The sequence below is a fragment of the Pseudomonadota bacterium genome, assembly GCA_026388315.1.
Taxonomy (GTDB): domain Bacteria; phylum Desulfobacterota; class Syntrophorhabdia; order Syntrophorhabdales; family Syntrophorhabdaceae; genus MWEV01.
Genome location: JAPLKA010000037.1, coordinates 1 through 19916, shown reverse-complemented (window position 1 = coordinate 19916; position 19916 = coordinate 1). Strand labels below are relative to the sequence as shown.

Annotated in this window: 20 protein-coding genes and 1 tRNA gene; 7 read left to right on the top strand and 14 right to left on the bottom strand. The window is 42.6% G+C overall.

Going from position 1 to position 19916, the window contains the following annotated elements; all coding sequences use genetic code 11:
- Positions 1 to 20: 20 nt before the first annotated feature.
- The 3 genes from NTX75_03670 to NTX75_03660 all read right to left on the bottom strand — a co-directional run bounded on the left by NTX75_03670 (position 21) and on the right by NTX75_03660 (position 3821).
- Positions 21 to 992, bottom strand: a complete 972-nt coding sequence (locus NTX75_03670; GenBank protein MCX5815327.1) for a polysaccharide export protein — start codon at positions 990 to 992, stop codon at positions 21 to 23.
- Positions 993 to 1074: 82 nt separating this feature from the next.
- Positions 1075 to 2415: an outer membrane beta-barrel protein gene (locus NTX75_03665; protein ID MCX5815326.1), complete on the bottom strand. Its 1341-nt coding sequence runs from the start codon at positions 2413 to 2415 to the stop codon at positions 1075 to 1077.
- 20 nt (positions 2416 to 2435) lie between these two features.
- Positions 2436 to 3821, bottom strand: a complete 1386-nt coding sequence (locus NTX75_03660; protein MCX5815325.1) for a FecR domain-containing protein — start codon at positions 3819 to 3821, stop codon at positions 2436 to 2438.
- 299 nt (positions 3822 to 4120) lie between these two features.
- On the opposite strand from NTX75_03660, the gene NTX75_03655 reads away from it, so the two are divergent.
- The 3 genes from NTX75_03655 (at position 4121) to NTX75_03645 (ending at position 6641) form a co-directional block, all read left to right on the top strand.
- On the top strand, positions 4121 to 4828 hold the full coding sequence (locus tag NTX75_03655) for a hypothetical protein (GenBank protein MCX5815324.1): 708 nt from the start codon (positions 4121 to 4123) through the stop codon (positions 4826 to 4828).
- 371 nt (positions 4829 to 5199) lie between these two features.
- Complete coding sequence (locus NTX75_03650; GenBank protein ID MCX5815323.1) at positions 5200 to 5445, top strand: helix-turn-helix transcriptional regulator; 246 nt, start codon at positions 5200 to 5202, stop codon at positions 5443 to 5445.
- A complete protein-coding gene (locus NTX75_03645) occupies positions 5445 to 6641 on the top strand; it encodes a type II toxin-antitoxin system HipA family toxin (protein ID MCX5815322.1) in 1197 nt (398 codons plus the stop codon). Before NTX75_03650 ends, NTX75_03645 begins: the two co-directional genes overlap by 1 nt.
- A 135-nt stretch (positions 6642 to 6776) precedes the next feature.
- Here the strand turns inward: NTX75_03645 and NTX75_03640 are convergent, their stop codons facing one another.
- Positions 6777 to 7529, bottom strand: coding sequence for a helix-turn-helix transcriptional regulator (locus NTX75_03640; protein ID MCX5815321.1), 753 nt, complete (start codon positions 7527 to 7529; stop codon positions 6777 to 6779).
- 136 nt (positions 7530 to 7665) lie between these two features.
- Between NTX75_03640 and NTX75_03635 the strand changes: the two genes are divergently transcribed.
- From NTX75_03635 to NTX75_03620, 4 genes are all read left to right on the top strand, one after another.
- The gene (locus tag NTX75_03635; protein ID MCX5815320.1) at positions 7666 to 8205 is read left to right on the top strand and encodes a hypothetical protein; all 540 of its coding nucleotides are present in this window, start codon (positions 7666 to 7668) and stop codon (positions 8203 to 8205) included.
- Between the two features lies 1 nt (position 8206).
- A complete protein-coding gene (locus NTX75_03630; protein ID MCX5815319.1) occupies positions 8207 to 8380 on the top strand; it encodes a helix-turn-helix domain-containing protein in 174 nt (57 codons plus the stop codon).
- Between the two features lie 78 nt (positions 8381 to 8458).
- Positions 8459 to 9484, top strand: coding sequence for a site-specific integrase (locus NTX75_03625; protein ID MCX5815318.1), 1026 nt, complete (start codon positions 8459 to 8461; stop codon positions 9482 to 9484).
- A gap of 35 nt (positions 9485 to 9519) precedes the next feature.
- Positions 9520 to 9603, top strand: a tRNA-Leu gene (locus NTX75_03620).
- Positions 9604 to 9634: 31 nt separating this feature from the next.
- Here the strand turns inward: NTX75_03620 and NTX75_03615 are convergent.
- From NTX75_03615 to NTX75_03570, 10 genes are all read right to left on the bottom strand, one after another.
- The gene (locus NTX75_03615) at positions 9635 to 10825 is read right to left on the bottom strand and encodes a tyrosine-type recombinase/integrase (GenBank protein MCX5815317.1); all 1191 of its coding nucleotides are present in this window, start codon (positions 10823 to 10825) and stop codon (positions 9635 to 9637) included.
- Between the two features lie 250 nt (positions 10826 to 11075).
- The gene (locus NTX75_03610; protein MCX5815316.1) at positions 11076 to 11270 is read right to left on the bottom strand and encodes a helix-turn-helix domain-containing protein; all 195 of its coding nucleotides are present in this window, start codon (positions 11268 to 11270) and stop codon (positions 11076 to 11078) included.
- 485 nt (positions 11271 to 11755) lie between these two features.
- Complete coding sequence (locus tag NTX75_03605; protein MCX5815315.1) at positions 11756 to 11893, bottom strand: hypothetical protein; 138 nt, start codon at positions 11891 to 11893, stop codon at positions 11756 to 11758.
- A gap of 241 nt (positions 11894 to 12134) precedes the next feature.
- Positions 12135 to 12392, bottom strand: a complete 258-nt coding sequence (locus tag NTX75_03600) for an ATP-binding protein (protein ID MCX5815314.1) — start codon at positions 12390 to 12392, stop codon at positions 12135 to 12137.
- A gap of 491 nt (positions 12393 to 12883) precedes the next feature.
- Complete coding sequence (locus tag NTX75_03595; protein MCX5815313.1) at positions 12884 to 13267, bottom strand: hypothetical protein; 384 nt, start codon at positions 13265 to 13267, stop codon at positions 12884 to 12886.
- Between the two features lie 1009 nt (positions 13268 to 14276).
- Positions 14277 to 14975 carry a DUF1566 domain-containing protein gene (locus tag NTX75_03590; GenBank protein ID MCX5815312.1) on the bottom strand — a complete coding sequence of 233 codons (699 nt, stop codon included), beginning with the start codon at positions 14973 to 14975 and terminating at the stop codon, positions 14277 to 14279.
- A 205-nt stretch (positions 14976 to 15180) separates the two neighbouring features.
- Positions 15181 to 17769: a caspase family protein gene (locus tag NTX75_03585; GenBank protein ID MCX5815311.1), complete on the bottom strand. Its 2589-nt coding sequence runs from the start codon at positions 17767 to 17769 to the stop codon at positions 15181 to 15183.
- Between the two features lie 86 nt (positions 17770 to 17855).
- Positions 17856 to 18398, bottom strand: coding sequence for a hypothetical protein (locus NTX75_03580; protein MCX5815310.1), 543 nt, complete (start codon positions 18396 to 18398; stop codon positions 17856 to 17858).
- A gap of 353 nt (positions 18399 to 18751) precedes the next feature.
- Positions 18752 to 19414, bottom strand: a complete 663-nt coding sequence (locus NTX75_03575) for an HNH endonuclease (protein ID MCX5815309.1) — start codon at positions 19412 to 19414, stop codon at positions 18752 to 18754.
- A gap of 114 nt (positions 19415 to 19528) precedes the next feature.
- The coding region (locus NTX75_03570) for a formylglycine-generating enzyme family protein (GenBank protein ID MCX5815308.1) at positions 19529 to 19916 on the bottom strand (388 nt) is incomplete at its 5' end.

The following is a 19916-nucleotide window of genomic DNA, read 5'->3' as shown; positions in this document are numbered from 1 at the left end:
TTTCATAGGCGTATTACAGATCAGAAGAAGCTTTCAGGCACTACAATGATATCCTCAGGCAACACCATTTCATCCAGGGTTACCCGAAATTCCTTCCTTTCCCCTCCCTTCACGCGGATGATACGGGTTCTGTTTATCGCTGCCTTGTTAGTTTTTCCTCCCGCTGTTGCAATGGCTTTTAGAACTGTCAAGCCCTTTTCCAGAACAAATTTCCCCGGCTTCATAACCTCGCCTGAAGCGAAAAAGAATTCCGCCTTCGGTACGTATACAGTATCATTAGGTTCTAAAAGGATATTCTGTGATAAATCTCCTTCGAGGAGTTTCTTCATGTTGATGGTTGTGATTTCGTCCTTCCGTGCATCTTCAATGGGTACAGGCATATTGCGCTTTACCTTTGGTCTCACAATAATTATTTCCGAGGCCGCATCTGCAGTCGGACCGCCTGCAACGGAAAGGATTTCAAGTAAACTCGTCCTGCCGGTAAGTGGATAGGATCCCGGGCCCTTTCCGGCTCCAAATAATTTTCCTCCCACTTCCCCCATTACATAAACAACCTTGCTTTTGACCTGCGTTACAAATATCGACACCTGAGGGTTAACGATATACTTTCCGGAAAGGGCCTCTACGATCTTTTTTTCAAGATCGCCGACACTGAGGCCGTCTGCATAGACTTTTCCAATGAGAGGAAAGCTGAACCACCCATCGCGGGACACAAAAAATTCTTTTGTTAAATCTTCGTGATCCCAGACCGTTATTTTGATAGTATCTTCCGGGCCGACTACGTAATCTTTATCGTCTTCGCGTGATGTTACAAATGAGGACTTTTTTAAGGTTTTATCAGATTGTTTTACAGCACTATCAGTTTGTTCACTGGAATCTGCATTCCCCGCAGCGGGGAATGCAGATGTTTGCAATAAAGTTAAAAAGCAGACTTGAAAAACAAGCATGAAAAATATAATCGAAACTGTTCTTTTTCTTTTTACAAATAACATTATTTTCCTCATAGTTACTGTTTTGCAGTGACAACAAACTATCTATTAAAAATAAACAGTTCAAATTTTACACCATAATCATTTAAAGCACAATTGATAACAACAGACCGATTCTGTTTTCCTTCCATCCTTCAATATCGATATTGCTGTCGTATAGGCTATAGTCATAATGAATCCCGAGACTCATGCCTTTTCGGATGACATAGTCAAGGCCCAGGCCGAAAGCAGGGATGTTTACACTCTGCTTTACTATGCTTTGACCATTTGTACGGTTAGCAACATAAGTGCCATATTGAGCGTAGCTATTGTTTGTATAGGAAATGTTTGCCTTTGCAACAAAGTTTGAAGGTAACTGGTGGTTAACGGCAAGGCTTGCGCTTGTTGAAACATAATAGTCGCCGTAAGCTGAATTGAATGCGGTGTAAGATGTGGCTATCGGTCCTCTGAATGCGTTGAAGATAACAGTCGTCCGCTCTGTAAAAGCATAATTTACGTTGCCCATAAACCCTATACCATTCCAGTTTGGCACAGAACCTCCTTTAAATCTGGCCTCAGTATAGCCGATTTTGAAGGTTCCCTTGATCCTTGCTGCAGGTTCCCATGCAAGACCTGTCCATAGATTGTAAACCTCTGAATTGACATTGGTGGTTACATAGCTGGGTCGTGAATAGTCCCTTTGCTGGTAGCTGAACTCCAGAAGGGCAGAGGTGAGGGGGAGGAAGCGATAATACAGTGCCACACCGGGTTTGTTCTGTTTGTAATCATCCCACTGGGCACTCGTCTGACTCGGGCTGTAGCCTTTCGTCTCGTATTCATAGAAGGCTTTGACCTTATACCGGTCGGCTAACTTGTATGAAGCCTCGATGCCAGTGGTATTCAGGGTATAGTCATCCGTCATGAGGTAGATAGCACGGGGAGGGTTTGCTGCCTTGATGAAATCATTCCTGAGGAGAACATTCAATCCGCTGCCAAAATTAAAACCGACGGCTGCATGTAGCAACTGATCCTGGTTGTTAAACTGGTCAAAAACGTTGTAAGTTTTAAGGGCTGCATTATAATTCAGATGGAACAGGTGTGTCCCGAAGGGAAGAAAGAGCCTGATTCCCGGGGTTACCGTGTTAACGGTATCGCTTCTGTTTCCGCTTGATGTATACCCTTTGCCGTTATAGACTGTGGGTCCCCACATGTTGTTCCTCTGAAACACGTTATCGGTCCATGTCTGATCGACGTAGACATAGGGGTGGATCTTCAGCGCCCCGAGCTTAATATTGCCGGGGATGGAATCAGGGTCCATCATGCCTTCCGGGGCTGCAGCATACACAGGAATTGTAAAGGCGAAGATTACAATCGCAAGGAAAAATAAAGTGCAGCTTTTCTTCGTGATATCAAATCCCTTCGTATTTTTTTTTCTTTTTATATTCATATTTTTACCCCCCCCCCTCCTTATCTACTTGGACTTGTCGGTGGTGGTGGTGGAGGTGGTGGTGGTGGAGGTGGTGGTGGTGGAGGTGGTGGAGGAACTGGTGTCGGTGTTGGAGTTGGGGTAGGAGTAGGTGTTGGAGTTGGGGTAGGAGTAGGTGTCGGTGTAGGAGTTGGTGTTGGAGTAGGTGTCGGTGTAGGAGTTGGAGTCGGAGTAGATTCTGGTGTTGGTGTCGGTGTAGGGGTTGGGGTAGGAGTAGGGGTTGGGGTAGGAGTAGGGGTTGGGGTAGGAGTTGTTGACTGGGCTACACCCTGCGTGATCTGCATTGTAGTTGCGCCTGCCTGTGTAGCAGCGCCGGTAATTGTAACAGTTTGTGCCGGGGCTGCTGCCAATGCGCCTGCTACAATGTTAGTTGCCTGTGTTGGGGCTGCGATGATGGCGGCATTAGTAATGTTGCCTGCCTGAGTCGGAGCTGCTGTAACGGCGGCATTAGTAATGTTGCCTGCCTGAGTCGGAGCTGCTGTAACGGCGGCATTAGTAATGTTAACAGCCTGGGTTGGAGCTGCGATGATGGCTGCGGAAGTAATATTACCTGCCTGGGTCGGGGATGCGGTGACGGCCGAGGAAACCGTATTTGTGACCGTAGCGCCTCCCTGAAGCGCACCATTTACTACTGCCGTAACATTAGCCTGTGTAACCCCGATTCTGACAGCAGCCTGTATTGCCGATGATTGTTGTTGTGCTGTGGCCGATGCCCTTGTAATCTGAGCAACTGCACCCTGCATTGCCTGGGGTGGCGTCGGCGGTATAACGACTGATGTAAAAGATGATGTGCCGGTCGTTACGTTTTGTAACTGTCCAGGGAAGTTAGGGTTGGACATGTACCCATTCCCCACTGTCATCAAAGCACCGGTTACCCCGCCCACATGGGCAATATTCGCAGTGGAACCTCTTATCCCGGCAACGGCAACAGGGGTATGCACTTCGAACTTGTGGCCCCCGGGAGAGGCTGATGCCTTCTTAATAAAGTCTTCTCCGGTAGTGGCCTGCACCTTTCCTTCTGGCAGTTTAAAAATGTTGGAGGTCTTCTGATGTGTAACGGTATATTCAGTAATCTCAAAGCGGGTATTTTCTGCAATTTTCACAACATTTTTGTTGTTGAATGTAATTTCTATCCCGCTCTCCCCCCTTGTTCTGTAGTGGTCACCTACATCGACAGAATCACCCATTTTAACAGGGGTGGCAACGTTTTTATGCGCTTTTAATACGGTAGCAGAGCCTTGAACCTGTGTAATCTTTCCAACGTGCGCTGCATCAGCAATGGAAAAACAACCAAATAAAAAAAGGATTGCACAGAAAAACATAAAACCCTTCGTTAGATAAAAAATGTTTCGTTTTTTTTGTTCCATGGCTTACCCCGCTTTTTTAATAAAAATACCTTGGTGCAGTGCTCCAAGGGAAAAATAATATTTTTTGTTTGTAATACTTTAAAATTACAAAAGCAACTTTGTCAATATGTTTTTCTTAACTACCCCATACTCTTAATCAGCCATAATATTTTGAAATAACATGATTATTCCATACATGACATCTTTAAGTACGGTCTGGCACTGTTTATGCGTGTGCATGTAATGTGTAATTGTGACAAAAACTTAAGATATTTTTTTAATGAACGATAATAAAATAAGGATACGAAACTATAATACTAATGATAAAAGCTCTAATCTCTCTCACAATGTTCTTAATCGGTATACATGATTTCTTCAACATCATGCGTATATCAGTCAAAACAGGCATAAACTTTTTGTTTTACGCCATTGTTGCTGTTGTATGTGTAAGCTGTGCCACACTGGAACCGGGTAGTGCTGAGTCATATCAACGTAAAAGCGTTTATCTTGCTGGAATCCATGGTACCCAGAAACCTGTTGTAGATGGAAAGACTGCTCAGGGACAAGATGTAAAACCTGATAAGGTATACGCGGCACCTTATAAAGAGCGTCTCAATACTGATAGTGCCATTATTCCGGCTGACAAAAAGAGTTCGAAGAGTTTCTTTGAAAAATATTTCGGCTCAAATAATGATGGGTTCTTAAAAAAGAGACAAAACTCGTATGATGAATATTATCGGGCATATGATGAATTGGCCTATACGCGCGAAATTGATGAAACGTACACTATTACTGTAACCATCCGTGTTGTTGGAGATTACAGTAAATATCCATATAGTCAATTTGCCAAGCAGAAAAGGTATGGATACTATGATCCTGCCACAAATACGATATGGGTACTTGGGAAGAAGTTAAATGGCCAAGTTATAGCCAATGAATTTGCTCTTGGGCATGAAATGACACATTCATTAAATTTCTCTTATGGTTCGATTGCAGACCCGGATCGTTTTGCTGAATTGACAGAATGAACAAAAAAGATATTATTAGTATGGTACTTTAGTAAATAAATGCTGAATTGACAGAATGAACAAAAAAGATATTATTAGTATGGTACTTTAGTAAATAAATTAGGTGACAACGAGGTTAAGGAGTCACCAAGTGGAGCAATTTTTATACAGGGACCTAACGGTACGGTTTTTCTACATCTGGACATAAGCCGACCTCTTAAATCCATAATGGAAGCCTGCACCGGGACGACAAGTTGGGGAATTTGTATACTACGTGCTACTTCTTATTTTCACCGTCCATAATAAATAAAGGGGGGCTGGAAAGTCATATTGCATCATATATAGGTCATATTATTCTTGACAGTTAATAATGCACTATATATAATTCATATATGCTTTTTAATATCGGTAAACAAATTCGGCAGGCCCGCAAGAGTCGCAAGGTTTCCCAGGCGGATGTGGCAAAAGCATTAGGGATGAGTCGCACAACTATCGGACAAATCGAGAGCGGCTCTGTACAGGAGATCGGCGTACGGAAACTAATCCGAGTGTTGGAATACCTGGAACTGGAACTGCGTGCCCGTCCAGCAGGCAAACCTCCGACGCTGGAGGAACTCCGTGAAGAGGAGGTCCGCTGATGCCGGGCGTCTCTTTGCTTGCCGTGTGGACCGCAAACAGGCGGTCGGGACTTATTGCCCGCGAACTGGGTCAGGAGTATGTGTTTGCCTATTCCCCGGATGCCGACACCAGCGCGCAGGTGTCTTTGACCATGCCGGTGCGCCTGGAAAGTTGGGTAAGTCGCGATCTACACCCCATATTTCAGATGAACCTGCCGGAGGGGGCACTACTTGAGGCGATTCGTCGGGCTATTGCCAAGGTGGTGGGAAATGATGACCTGTCGATCCTACGAGTGACCGGAGGAAACCAAGTTGGAAGAAACCGATTTTCACTCCCGAGCAACAAGTCGCCACACATTTCTGAAACTCCAGAATCGCTGGACGAATTGCTTACCTATCCGGACACAAGAGAGCTTTTCCACGAACTGGTGGACAGATATGCCCTCCGTTCCGGGATTTCCGGGGTCCAGCCAAAAGTCTTGCTGGAGGCCACGGAACGCGCTGCGTTGACATCGTCCGGCTACATCGTCAAGTCCTGGGGCACTGATTACCCATACCTTGCCGCCAACGAGCACTTTTGCATGACGGCTGTAAAACGGTCCGGGCTGCCAACACCGGAATTCTTTCTCTCAGACAACGGCGGCCTATTTATTATGCGCCGGTTCGATGTTGCCCCCGATGGCTCTTTTATTGGCTTTGAGGATATGTGCAGCCTCCAGGCCCTCGGAACTGCACATAAATATTCTAGCAGCTACGAACGGGTAGCGAAGAGCATCAGGGACTTTATCTCCGGTGACCACCTGATGGCGGCCAGAGAACAATTTTTCACGACGCTGGTGCTGTCGATTATGCTGCGAAACGGTGATGCCCACTTGAAAAATTTTGGTGTCCTGTATGCCTCACCCCTGGACGTTGTGAAACTCGCGCCGGTGTACGACATAGTGACCACGACAACATACACCAGAAAAGATGTGCCGGCTCTCTCTCTTGCAGGAACAAAAAAATGGTGGTCGCGCAAGGTGCTGGAGCGTTTTGCAATGACCCATCTTTCCTTGCCGATAGGAACGATCTCCGAGACTTTTAGCAGGACAGCCGAAGCAGTGACGGAAACGAGGAGGATGATTCCTGGCTATTTTGCCGAACACCCCGAATTCCGTGAAATCGGTGAGCAAATGATGGCGGAGTGGGAAGAAGGAGTAAAGGGACTTGTTGGCTAATACAAGCACACAATCATTAACCCTTCAAATTGAAGGTCCACAAAATTTAAATTTAGGGTGCAAATAAAACTAAACAGAACCTGCCAGTATATATAACGTACAGGTTTCATGATATTTCTTTAAGCATATCTCAAATTATTCCTGTTCGCGTGGAAAACTGTCTATAAAGCGTAATATCTCTGAGTGGGCTATTCCTTTTTCACGTTTCTTTGATATAATCAACCTTTCGCCTTCATCGAGCACTACGTCATTTCTCTCATTGAACAAGCGCGCCAATTCATCCTTTGTGACTGTAACATCCCTTATTTTCTCAAGAAGACTGTCGCTGACCTCTCTGTCACCAATAATAATAGATTTATTTCCAGTCTTATATTTAGGTAGCTCCAGCCTAAGTTCGCGATCTCCAAGAATAGGACCCATAATGATCTTTCTTCGTTTAAACAGAAAAATATTCCGATTTGCGTCCTGACAAGCAATTGCTACTACAGGGTTTTCAGCAATGGTACCCTGAGTTAAACTGTGGCGAAGTTTAGTCAATTTGTTGCCAAGTCTTGTGTTGGAGAAGAGGAAACATAGTTCTAATACATAATTCTTTTCTGCAAGAAAATATATGATCTGAAAGTTTAAGCCGGGAAGAAACAGATTCTCGGGGAATTCCATTTTTATAAGTTCTTGCGACAGGAAAGGATTTACAGAAGGATCGATTAGATAGTCCGGGTTTATGTTTATGGATATTGCCATTTTACGAAGAGTTTCCATTGAGAGGGAGGCTGATCCTTTCTCGAAAGCATTAACTGCCTGATGTGTGACTCCTGCCGCTGCTCCAACCTCGCTTTGGGTCTTGCCTTGCATTATCCTGGACAGTCTGAATAACTGATTGTAATTCATATATGATTCTTATATCATAAAAGTAGTTGCAAATCAAATAAAAATGATTTTAAATTTGTCTTGACATCTTAATGCAAATAAAATATATTGGTTTTGCAATTGCATTTTATACCGGCAGGGGTATTTATTATTTGTAATGGCGGTAGCATATCAACATGGGGGCTCAACGTTACAACTACATCGTGGCGAAGTCGGATCCAGAGCCCCCATGAAGGATTATCCAATCAATGATCTGAGGGCATACCGGGACAATATTACAAAAAAATGGAACGACATCATAAACACTCCGGTGCATCAAGTTTATGAAATAAGCGATGAAGAGGAAGAAGCCTTCAGAACTTCTTTCAAACTTTTGTTCTCAAAGGTAGGCGAGATACCGGGATCATTTTATCGCAGAGTTTTGTTCGGGGCGGTTAAATACGCGTTACTCTATCATATTCTTTTTAAAAAGCCGGACATAAAGTTCGACGCAAAAGACATCGGGTGGGCGGCAAGGATTTCAGTTTTGCACCTAAACGATGTGAAATGGTTGCTTGAGGAACACGGATTGAGTGATTTGGAGCACATCATCCGGAGAGTCGAGGTGTTGAAGGAAAAATGCGAAAAACAGGGGGAAAAACTAACTACAAGATACATATCTAATATTATTAGCAAAACAGCGTTAAGGAGGTTTTAATATGAAAATTATTGATGTCAAGGAAGCTTCGGAACTGCTTTGCACTAAAAAAAGCACGATTTACGCTTGGGCGGAACAGAGCAAGATCCCACACGTTAAGATCCATGGATGTCTAAGGTTTGACCAGGAAGAATTGATTAAATGGATCCAGAGGCAAAAGAAGGAGATAAAATAACCTTGCCATGATTATCAGAAAGATGATATATGCTTTTAATCACAGACCGGAAGCCCCATGGAAAGGAGGGTTAAGTTAATGGGGCTATATAAACGGGGAGATACATACTGGATGAACGTCATGCATAACGCTAAAAGGATCCAAAAATCATTGGAAACCGGAAACAAGAGCCTTGCACAGAAGATTTACGCCAAAGCAATCACCGAAATGACGGAAAACCGCTATTTTGACGGAGCGGAGGCCAAGAGAATGACCTTCGACCAGTTGATTGAAAAGTACATGAAATCCCATGAACACATGAGAGACAGAACCAGCCTTAAAGCACTGAATGCTTTTTTTTCAGGAAGAAACGTGCTGGAAATCAACTCAAGGTTTGTTTCCGATTACAGAGATCAGAGAAAACAGGCGGGCAGGAAACCCGCAACGATCTATCAAGAGCTTTCTTTCTTGAGAAGGGTCTTTAATGTGGCAATTCGCGAATGGGAGCTATTGAAGGACAACCCGGTAAGCAAGCTGTCCTTTTCGGTTGGAAACAAAAACGCAAGGACACGCTGGTTGACTCTTGCAGAGGAACAAACCTTGCTGGAATGCGCTACTAACCCCTATTACCTCAGGGCTTTGCTCATATTAGCCTTGCACACAGGCATGAGGCGAGGAGAGATCCTGAACATTAGATGGGAAGATGTAGATTTTGAAAGGAAGCTTATCACCGTTATGGAATCCAAAAACGGGGATAAGCGGGGCATTCCCATGAGCAACCTTGTCTTTCAAACCTTAAAAAGCTACAGGGAAAGAGGCATTAAGGGCAAGGTATTCAACATCAGCGTAAGGAGCATCAGGGAAGCTTACGACAAGGCAATATTAAAGGCAGGGATAAATGATTTTCATTTTCATGATTTAAGGCATACGTTTGCAACAAGACTTGTCCAGAACGGTGTTGATCTTTACAAGATAAAAGAGATTCTCGGGCACAAAACAATCAACATGACGCTAAGATATGCGCACCACTACCCGGAATCTTTACGGGGAAGCATAGAAATACTGGACAGGTTGAGTTGCTACAATTTTGCTACAATTGAGCAAAAAAAGGAAAAAACAGGTTGACTTTGAGAAAAAAACCTCTATAATGTTAACTACATGCCGGAGTGGTGGAACAGGCAGACGCGCCGGACTCAAAATCCGGTGAGGGCAACCTCGTGCGGGTTCAATTCCCGCCTTCGGCATTCTATTAATATTAGTTACTTACAAGACAATTTACCCAACCTTCCGATAGCTTGAAATTGCGATTGTGCCCAAAACTGTGCCCGCCTCAATATTTTCAACAAGTTTTTCATGTTCTTTATGAAGGTCTGAAACTTTTAAAGCGGCAACTTTCAAATCTTCCTCATTTACAATATTATATCTATCAAAGACCGATCTGGTCTTGTGCCCTGATATTTTCATAGCAACCTTTTCAGGAATGCCCGCCCGGATCATGTTTCTTACCGCTGATCTTCTGAGGTCGTGCAGTAACTTGTCATGCTTCCACACTTTTTTACTTTCACATTTTGGACATATAACTTTCTGTCTCTCCTTTTCGTCTGCTTCGAATACAGTATTACATTCCTTACATTTGAATGTAGGCTTGTACCCACACGCCCTTAAGGCCTTTTCCCACACAAATCGAAAGTCTTTAATCCTTTCCCCTTTCCTGTGAAATACGTGAGCCCCGTTTTTATTCTTTTGTTGTTCAAGGATGGTTTCATGAAGTTCCCCGGCAAGATAAAGGATCCGGGCTTCATCATTCTTTGTGGTTCCGGCTTCAAGGTTAATGGTCCGGTCGAAAAGATTAACCTGGCTCCATTGCAAGGATAATATTTCCTCTTTTCTCATTCCGGTGAAATATCCCATTTTAAAAACGCCCTTCATGTAGTCCGGGAGCTTGTCCAGTATTGATACATATTCCTCATAAGAGTAAAAGCCTGTCCTGACATTATTTTCCTTCAACATAGGGATATAGGGCATACTTGCCACAATTGGCGGGGTCTGCCTTAGAGCAAGAGAGAAAGACCTTTTCAAAGCCGCAAGGGTTCTATTGATTGACCCGTTAGCCATCCCTTCATCTTGCTTTTTGGTGATATATTCCTTTATCCTGTTTGTTGTAATGTCGGTGGCCTTACAGTTTCCAAAAAAGGTTTCAAGGTGTTTGAAGCTGAGCTCTGCCCTATCAAGTGATTTTTTATTATTAATTTTATAATCCAAAAGAAAACCATCTTTTAGATCGTTAAAACGTGTTCTGTTGACTTGTAAGCCTGGGAACTTACCTTCTTCAACCTGTCCTTCCCGGAGCTTCAAAAGCCTTTTAGCCTCGGTTTCCTTTTTGGTGTTTGCGCTTTCCCGGTAAGGCTTGCCAAGTCTATAATATTTGATCCATAAGGTTTCGCCTCTAAGATATATGCTTCCCATTTTCTTTTCCTCCCTTTTCCATTTCCGTTTTTCGTTCACATTCTATGGCCTGAAGTGCAAGCCATAAATAAGATGGGATTGACGCCCTTAGGCCTCGTTCCCATCTGCTTACAGTCATAGTATCAACATTCAACCGTTTGGCAAGCTGTGATTGACTGAATCCGTTTTTACTTCTCCATTCTATGAGGTCTTGCGGTAGCATGTTTATATATTACATAGACTATCGGTCTATGATTGTCAAGTTATTTTATTAGAATCCAAATCGTGTCTTGTTCTGTTCAATCCATGCTTCCATGTCTAATACGTCAACAAATATTCTTTTACCATCTTTAATATAAGGTAGCTTGCCCGCCCATAACATTTCACGGACACTCCATGTGCTTCTACCTAAGAATGTGCCCGCTTCTTTTATATTATAAAGTCTCTTTGTATCAGGCTTTTTCATATACTCTCAAAGGATTGTATATCCTATGTATCATTTTAAACCCTTATCCACTATAGCTTTATAAACCCTGTGCCTAAAATTGTGCCCGTAAATGAATTATATTGTTTCATCTTGCCTTTGCCTTTTCTATGTTTGCATATTGCCATGAGTTAAATTCCTTACCTCTATTGTATTACTTCCTGTAGCATAGGTTTCTTGTTACTTCCAGAACCTAAAAGGGATAACTTCCGGCTTGTTTCAATCTATTTTTCTGACCCTGGGCCTCTTTGACTGTTCCTTATCTTTTCGGAACGGTTGTGAATAAATACAATGGGAATGAAATTATCTCGCGGTCGCGCGTACCATCGAACAGGGTACAATTATAATGTGTTGCTCTATGGCCCCTTCGCCGGTGACAATTGTTTGCCTTCGAGATAATCAATATACTATCGTTTACCAAAGACAGCTTTACCGTGTTCTTTAATCCATTTCAAATCTTGCATACCTCACTCAATATCGTTAAGCAGCAAATTCAATGTAAACTTTTCGAGAACCGTCAATCGTGCAATCAATTCAACAAGTTCTTTTGTGCTCATCTTATCAAAAACCACAGTAAGAATTTCAAATAGCTTTTTTTCATTCATTTTAGCACCTCCAAGGCTTTTTGGATTCTTCTCTCTACTGCCAAATTCACCAGCTATAGAAGGCACACCGCTCTTCCTGTCCTGCTAAACTCAATCACTCCGCCATCGGTTCCGGTAATTTCCTGTCTGTCTCTCCAATGTTTTGGGCTTCTGCTTTTTAGCCAAAATATTGTGCGGTAACATCCGGGTTAATATTCTGTGTAGGGTACCTCCACAGGTTTACCGTCACAACGGACGATCTTCATCCGCTGCCTTTCAAAGCATTGCCCTGATAACCTCGTGTTGGTGTTCTGAAATTATTTTTACTGAAGGCGTATTTGTCAAAATCATAAATCGTATCGAGTACATCTTCGGGTATGCCCTGGCCGCTGTCGAATATGGCAAGACCGCCCGCACTCAAAGTTATTTCAATCCTCTTGCCCTGGCATTCGTTTATTGCATCAAGAGCATTGTCAAACCAGTTCCTTAAACACAGCGAAAATCCATCTTGATTCGTCAAGTCCTGTTAATTGACCTTGGTCCTGATGGAACGAAATATTCAGCCTGCCTGTTTGACGTTAAGACATCACGCATCTGTTGCCTCCTTTAAAACTTGTAAAATACGCAATTTTGAAAATATGGCAATGCAAGTCTGTAAAATCGTAAAATCCAAATTTTACAAGTTTAGTCATTTTTGAAATCTCTTTTGCCGGTCGAATCTCTTTTGTCGAAAAACAGAGTATGTCCTATTATTTTTATTTCACACATAACCGCTACCCCTTTTGTCCCTGAAATAATTTGTAGACAGTTTTGTAGACACCCCATTTATAGGGGTTAACCATTCGTAATCATAGATGAATGTGTGATTGTATATTATATACACACAAAAAAACGCACACACGGAAGACACATCCTCGTGCCTATAGGGGCTGCAAAAGCATACTTTTACCAATAATATCATATTGTTATGCTCGTTTTTAGGGGTGTCTACAGTTTTGCCTACATTTTTTCTCATTCGCTCACCAAAATGTAAACCTTGTGTTTTTGGTCGTAGAAAACTTGTTTATCGGTAAGAAGATTTTCAAGGGCATTGTTCCACAGGTATAAACCGCTTCGATGGGCTGAGGTATTCTGCTGTAACTTACGCCTTGCCTGTGGCTCCAGCTTCAATTTACGCTTTATCCGTTCTTCAATTTTTGCAGATTCGTTGTCTACGTCAATGGGGTCAAATTGTTGTCTTGTCTTGTGCTCCCACTCAACAAGTTCAATCGCAAGTTTGATGATAGGGGTATCAATCTCTTCCTTGAGTTCATTGACTGCAAAAAGAAGCATGAAACATAGCGCATACTGGTCAAGCCTCACTGCATGTACCGATTTGTGGTCTAATGATATCAATATTTTTATGAATTATATTAGCTATTTACAACGTTGTAATAAAAACATAAGACTAATTGTCCCTCTTCTGTCCCGCATTATTTTTCAAGGCAATAAAAAAACCTGAATCTCTCCGAGGATCATGTACTTTTTTATGCATTCTCTGTTTTAAAATATTCATTGATATCATCCTACCATATAGCTCCATGTCTAAACGTGCTCTATGTGCATCCTGAAGCATCTATATCCTTAAAACTGTCCGGGGACAGGTATGACGCCCCAAAACGGACAATGAACCACTTGCCATGCTCGAAGGGTATTTCAGCCTCAACCGAACCCGGATCAAAGAAAAAGGCTTTCCAACGTGCCGTTTATGCACTCCAGGATTCCAGGTTGGTTGAAACGCTGGATGATTACTGCTGGCCTGCAAGGGACAGGGGACATTGACGGGACATGTCTCAAGACAATAGGGGGACAGATTGTGTTAACCCCTCCGTCTGACTAATAGTTGCTACACAATAAACAACAGGTCTCTACGTTGCCCTGTAATCGATTTAATTGAATGCTGGTGCCCTATTCACGTCTAAAGGCAAAGGATTCGAAATGGCAGCCGTTCTCGGGTTGCTCTTTGTGCCTTGCGTTTCCCCCTGTTGAGAATTATTTTAGCTGAAAATTCCTCAATACGGGATCGCAACGGCAAATGTTCCCCCCGGACTGTTAAAAAAAACAAAAGGCTTGAATGCCCTTCCTCAAATGCTTCTTCATCTGGAGTATTGTTCCGGGGGGTCGGGTCATCCGGTAGCGGGGATATCAGGGATTTGCAGCAGATGGGTTTTTGTAGTGACTTTCACTTAGTAATACTCAGGGGTAACCATAGTGAAAGTTGAATTTGCCTGTTATTTAGAACACCTACAACTGTTGTATAGGGGTATTTTGGTCTTGATAGTGGATTACGAAAAGGAATGGTTGGTTTTATTAACATCATAGCGGGAGCAAGAAACGAGACTTTACCCCTAACCCTCCTTCCACATCACTTCGCGGAACGAACCGCCAGCACGCGAGCAGCGTAGAAAGGGACACTGGGGGCTCCCAAGTACTCGTTGCCAGACCGGAAATTGACAGTCCACGCATCCTCACCCCGAGTTTCCGAGGCCCATGCCCAATTATCTTTATTAATATGGAAAACAGGGTCTGCACCACCTTTCATTAATTTATTATATATGTTTTTCAGTTCCGATCTGGTGGGCAGCCTCCATCCGCCGCCGCCAAGAGAGAGGTTCTGTGCATAGTCTTGGGCCTGAAACCAACTTACACGCTGATTCTGCGCGGGCACCCACTGGAGCCCCGACTGATTGTCTGTTATGATGCCATCGCTTGACACGGTGAATCGGATCGTAATAGGTGACGGGAGTAAGCTTGTCTGTCCTTCGGGACCGCTCAGTAGATTTACTTCGGCAGACATCTTCCATTTATCCGACAATGGAAAAATTGAATATTCCGATGCGGGGAAAAGCTCCTTGAACAGGAAGACTCCATCTGAGCCGGTTGTGGTTTCGAATCGCTCATATCCCTTGATAGGCTGTACCTGTTTTGCGATGATTTTTACCCCGGACATGGGTTGCCCTTTGCCGTCAAGCACCTTTCCTTCGATACCCGATTTCTTCCCTCCACATCCAACAAACAACCCGATAACGAGAACAATAAAGAAAATCCTAACCGCTGGTTTCATATGGTGCCCCTTTTTCGTTGAATATACCTTACACCTCGAAAGCTGTCAAGATTGTATAAGCTTCAAAGATGGGGACAATTGAGGTCTGCAGCAAAAAGATAACCTTGGGGACAGGGGAAATTTCCTTGCCGGGTTGCCGCCTGCATCTCATCGGAAAATTTCATATGGTCATACCGATAAAGAGATATGTTTTTTAAAATATACCTCACTTAACCAAAGCAAATCCACCATGTAAACTACCGGTATCAGGGTATATTGCTGGGCTTTGGCTCACGTTCAGCCGTTTTGCCTCATCCTCCACACGTGGTTTTATGTACTCATATACGTCAGGGATAGACTTCTTCCCCTCTTTTATTGCCTTCAGGAAATAGTACGTAAAAAGCCCATGCTCTTTGTCTGGTGACGATGTGCTGATCTGTTCCCCCTGTGTAGCAGAAAGCACAACTGTGTTTTGAGGAGGGGCATTCGTCTTCAAGGTAATTACAGCTGGACGTACCCCCTTGGCAAGGACAGACCGACCGCCCATACCCGAAAAACATGTGTCGAGAGCAACAATGATCTCATTTACTTCAAGCTTTCTCAGGTTTTCATATAGTTTTTTAAGAGAATACCCGGTGTCCGAGATATATTCAGGATCACCATCATAAGGAACAATATATGCCTCGCCTGTCTTCGGGTCAGGTGCACCATGGCCAGAGTAATAAATGAAGACCTTGCTTTCCTTTTTCGATCTATTGGGGAGCCATCTTTCAATTGTCTTCTGAATGTCTGTGCGAGTTGCGTTTTCATTCAGGAGGTACTCGGTATTTCTTGGGGAAAATCCCATGGCTTCCAGATAGTTTTTTATTAGCTTTGCATCATTGTATGAATATTCTGATTTTGGGAGATTCTTCCGATATTGCTCGATGCCTATTACAACCGCCACATCATTTGGCCCGAAAACCTTCTCATCTTTAGTGAATTTAGGGACTACATTTATATTCGTCTGATCAGTTTCTGTTTTTATTATCGGTAATGGGGTTTCTTTCGCTTCAATCTTGACAATCTTTATTTCAGGCGCTTCTTCGTTAATTACTAACTCAATATTTGGTTTAACAGAAAATCTTTCCTGTTTTTCATCAATTCTGAAAAAAATAGGCAGCGTATTTGAACCGGAATACCGTCGTGTAACATTTATAGTGAAATTAGCCTTGCTTGACGCTCCCGGCGAAATACTACCAATTTTAAATTGATTCTCTCCAAATAACACGATCTCTTTATTCTGAGATTCTATCGTTGCGACAATATCCCTCGCTACGCCAATTCCCGCATTCTGTATCGTTAACGCTATATTTATTTCTTTACCTTTAGTAATGATCCTCTTGCCATCTACATCTTGAATCTCTACTTTTGCCACTTGAAGAAGAGGAGGTACAAGTTCTTTTGTTTTGAAAGAAATTGCAACCGGCTGAGAATCAAAACCGCCTTCTTCCGATAAAGTAGCTTTGATAATTACACCTGATGTGGGAATATCTTCGGATGCAGTTATGTCAATAGAAAATGTCTTTTCTTCGCCGGATTCAATGGTGCCTATATGAAGTTTGCTGCGGAAATTCATACCATTAATAGAACTGGCATTGCCTTTGGCGTCGATTGTCTCGATGAGTAAAGCGACTCCTAATGCTTCACCCTTACCGTTATTTTTTGCTTTAACAATGATCGAACCCTTTTCTCCTGCATCAAGAGCTCCGTTGCCCGATGGTTCACTAAATGATATCGAGCTGATTAATAAATCGGGTGATGCTTTTCGTTGTTTTGTGGTTACTGATGGAGGTAAAGTATCTTTCTTGGCCGTTTGGGTGGGTATTCCTGGTGTAGTGAAGACCTCGTTTTGCGATCTTGTTCCCTTATCAATAAGGAGAACGATATTTTTCACATTGTTTAGATAGTTATGTTGGACATTCATTTTGCCTTGGACCATCGTACTATAGAAATTTTCTGCTGAAATTTCATCAATTGAAGAAGCATGCTTGGGCGAATTTGTATAATAAAAACCTTTTTTGTCTTCATCATAAAAGAACATGCTTATATCGCCATTTTTGCTAACCTGTAATATACCGGCAGTTGATGTATATTTTATACTGCCTTTCAAAACCAGAGTCGACCCATTGATTGTTGATGGACTGGTAAAAGTCACTCTTTTATCAAATTCGTTGTATATATTTTCATTTATCTTTAACTTGTCCATGATGGTAGTCTTTACGTTTAAATCGCTTAGAATTTCATAAGGGTATTTGCCAACCATCTTGAATATTTCCGAAACTGGCAATACCTTTCCTTTTTTGCCAGTCCAATTGTCTATTGTTTTCAATTTTGTTATCTGGCCATCTTTATAGATGATCTGTTTGTAAATTTTCCTTAACAAATTTTCAGCCACAAGTAGAGTAACTGTGTCACCTTTTTGCTCGGATTTAACAACCTTACCGCCAATATCTTTAGAAACCTTAACCTTATTGTCGTGGTAAACTGTCAAAAAATAATGTGGGTAGCTTTCACACGCATTCCCCCCACATGCTTCCTCAACTATAACTGCTACTCCATTGCTTAAGAGGAATGCCTTCTCAAGGAACATAACTTGATCACTGCCCTTATAAATCGGTTTTCCATCAAGTAAGACACTGTAAGGTTCCCAGTCTCTACCTAACCTTTTCAAGGTAAGCTTCTTTCCGTTAGGTAACAATAAAGTATCTTTATAGGCAAAAACAGGCGTGATGAACAAAGAAATCATGAGCAGAACGATTAAAATGATTTTCATATTTTTTCCTCTGTACTCTTGCAATTAATTAAAATTATATGACCACGTGTAGTCTTCCTGTGTCAGCCAAAAATCGTTTACATCACCTAAAACAAGAAAACGATGAGTACTGCCATGACAATATTGACAATTATCAATCCCACAAACGTAAAATGCAATACTTTATTTGAACCCCTATTCATGTTGTCCTTTACAAAATCAGCAGAATTTTTAAATCGTTCTCTTCCCTTTATCCATCTCGACGGCACTATTGTTTCATCTTCTTTGAAACAACTGTTTTGTCTTTGACTATGAGGAGTTGACAAGCCAATTAGTTCTTCAATTTTGGCAGTTACACTGACTTCCTCAAGAAATCCCTTATAGTAGCGGTTGCACATGCAAATTGCCAATACACTGAGATAAACGTTGAAAATAGGGCCTACTACCAAAAAACAGGTTTTAGATGAGTTCGCATTAAGCATAGCAACAAAACCGGCGATGGTTGCCGCTGTTACAACTGCAATAAATGTCAAATAGTGTTGGGCATGTTGTCTATGGAGATTCATCGATGCCAATAGGTTTTTTCTAAATATTTCATAGATTTTGACCATATTATCAGAAGACAATTCTATTTGATCTCTTTCATCCATTGTGGACTCCTTGGTCTACTTATTATTTACATCCTTTTGCTGGCCCTCGCCAACCAGCACAAACAACACTATCCGGATTCTTTAACAAAATAGACACTATACATCCTTTACCAAGTCTTGTAATTATCGAGATATGTTCCGTAGTCTGCTGCAGCAATCTGTTCAGGACTTGGTGAAAAAAAGATGCGCATCCAAAGACTATGGCACAGAATATAATTACACACAAAAAAACAAAAAATTATTTTTTCATATTTACCTCGCAATATAATTAGGAATAGTCTATAAAATCGTGGCAATTTATACCACCTCTTTCATAATATGAAGATCAGCCAGAGCAGTATCGCCTCGTTCTGTCACGCCAATAATTTCTTTAGTTCCGACACACCTAACCACGGTCTTCGTCTATGCAACATTCGATGGCAGTTGGAGCAAACCAGAGCTATGTCCTCGACCCGCGTCTTCCTTCTGCCATCGAGTTCACTGAGAGGCAAGAGGTGGTGGCCCTCGATATAGTCACTTCCTATCTGCCCATAGACTGAATGAAAACTAAAGTAGCATACTTCGCAACAGAGCTGTCCGTTATTTTTTTGTCTGAAATTCTCTTTAGCCAGTCTTATGACCACCTGGCTTCGTTCTCTCGCCTTATGTTTTCGCTCAAACTCTTTCCCTTCAGGGAACTCAGCTTCGGCTGAAAGCCCTGTGGGCGCCTCGATACGGAGCATATCCCTGCCAAGTATGAATTTACATCTCTTCCCGGCTGGTTTGGTTTTTATTAAATCGATAAGTTGTCGTGCGTTCTCGAACTGATGGCCTGTAAATTCCGACATCGAGGATGCATAGTCACCGTTTCCGGCATCAAGCAGTTCGAAACCGCCTTCAATACGCGTTCCCACTTCCTTTTGACTGCTATGGACTCTAATTCGCAGGCCTTGATTTTTTTTCTCTCTTCCAACAAGAATGTCACCAGCCTTTGCACCGGTGTGTTTCACTGTATCCGGTTTTGCCTTGGAAGACATCACTCTCCTTCTAATGATCTCGATATTTTATAGTCTCGGGCTATAAAGTTTCTTCAACTGCTCCCTGGTAAAATTATACAATCAATAATTACAAATTCAGAACCCATAAAACAACTACCTATGGGATGTGACAACCCGAAACCCGTAGATGCTGCCCCTGTACGACGGACTGTTGAAGTCCCGGTAGGAAGCCCGGACGTTCCCCGGATTGTAGCCCCACCCGCCGCCACGAAGGACCCGGGTACTACCAATAGAAGGTCCTCCGGGATTGTCTCTGGGGCTGCTGGAATAATAGTCTTTACCGTACCAGTCAGACACCCATTCCCAGACATTGCCGGACATGTCGTAAAGACCGAGGGAATTGGGTCGTTTCCGGCCTACGGGGTGGGTTGTTTTGCTTGAGTTAGAGGCGTACCAGGCATAGCTTCCAAGGTTTGAATTGGAGCTTGTGCCTGCATATTTCTCTTTCTTACCGCCACTACGGGCTGCATATTCCCATTCT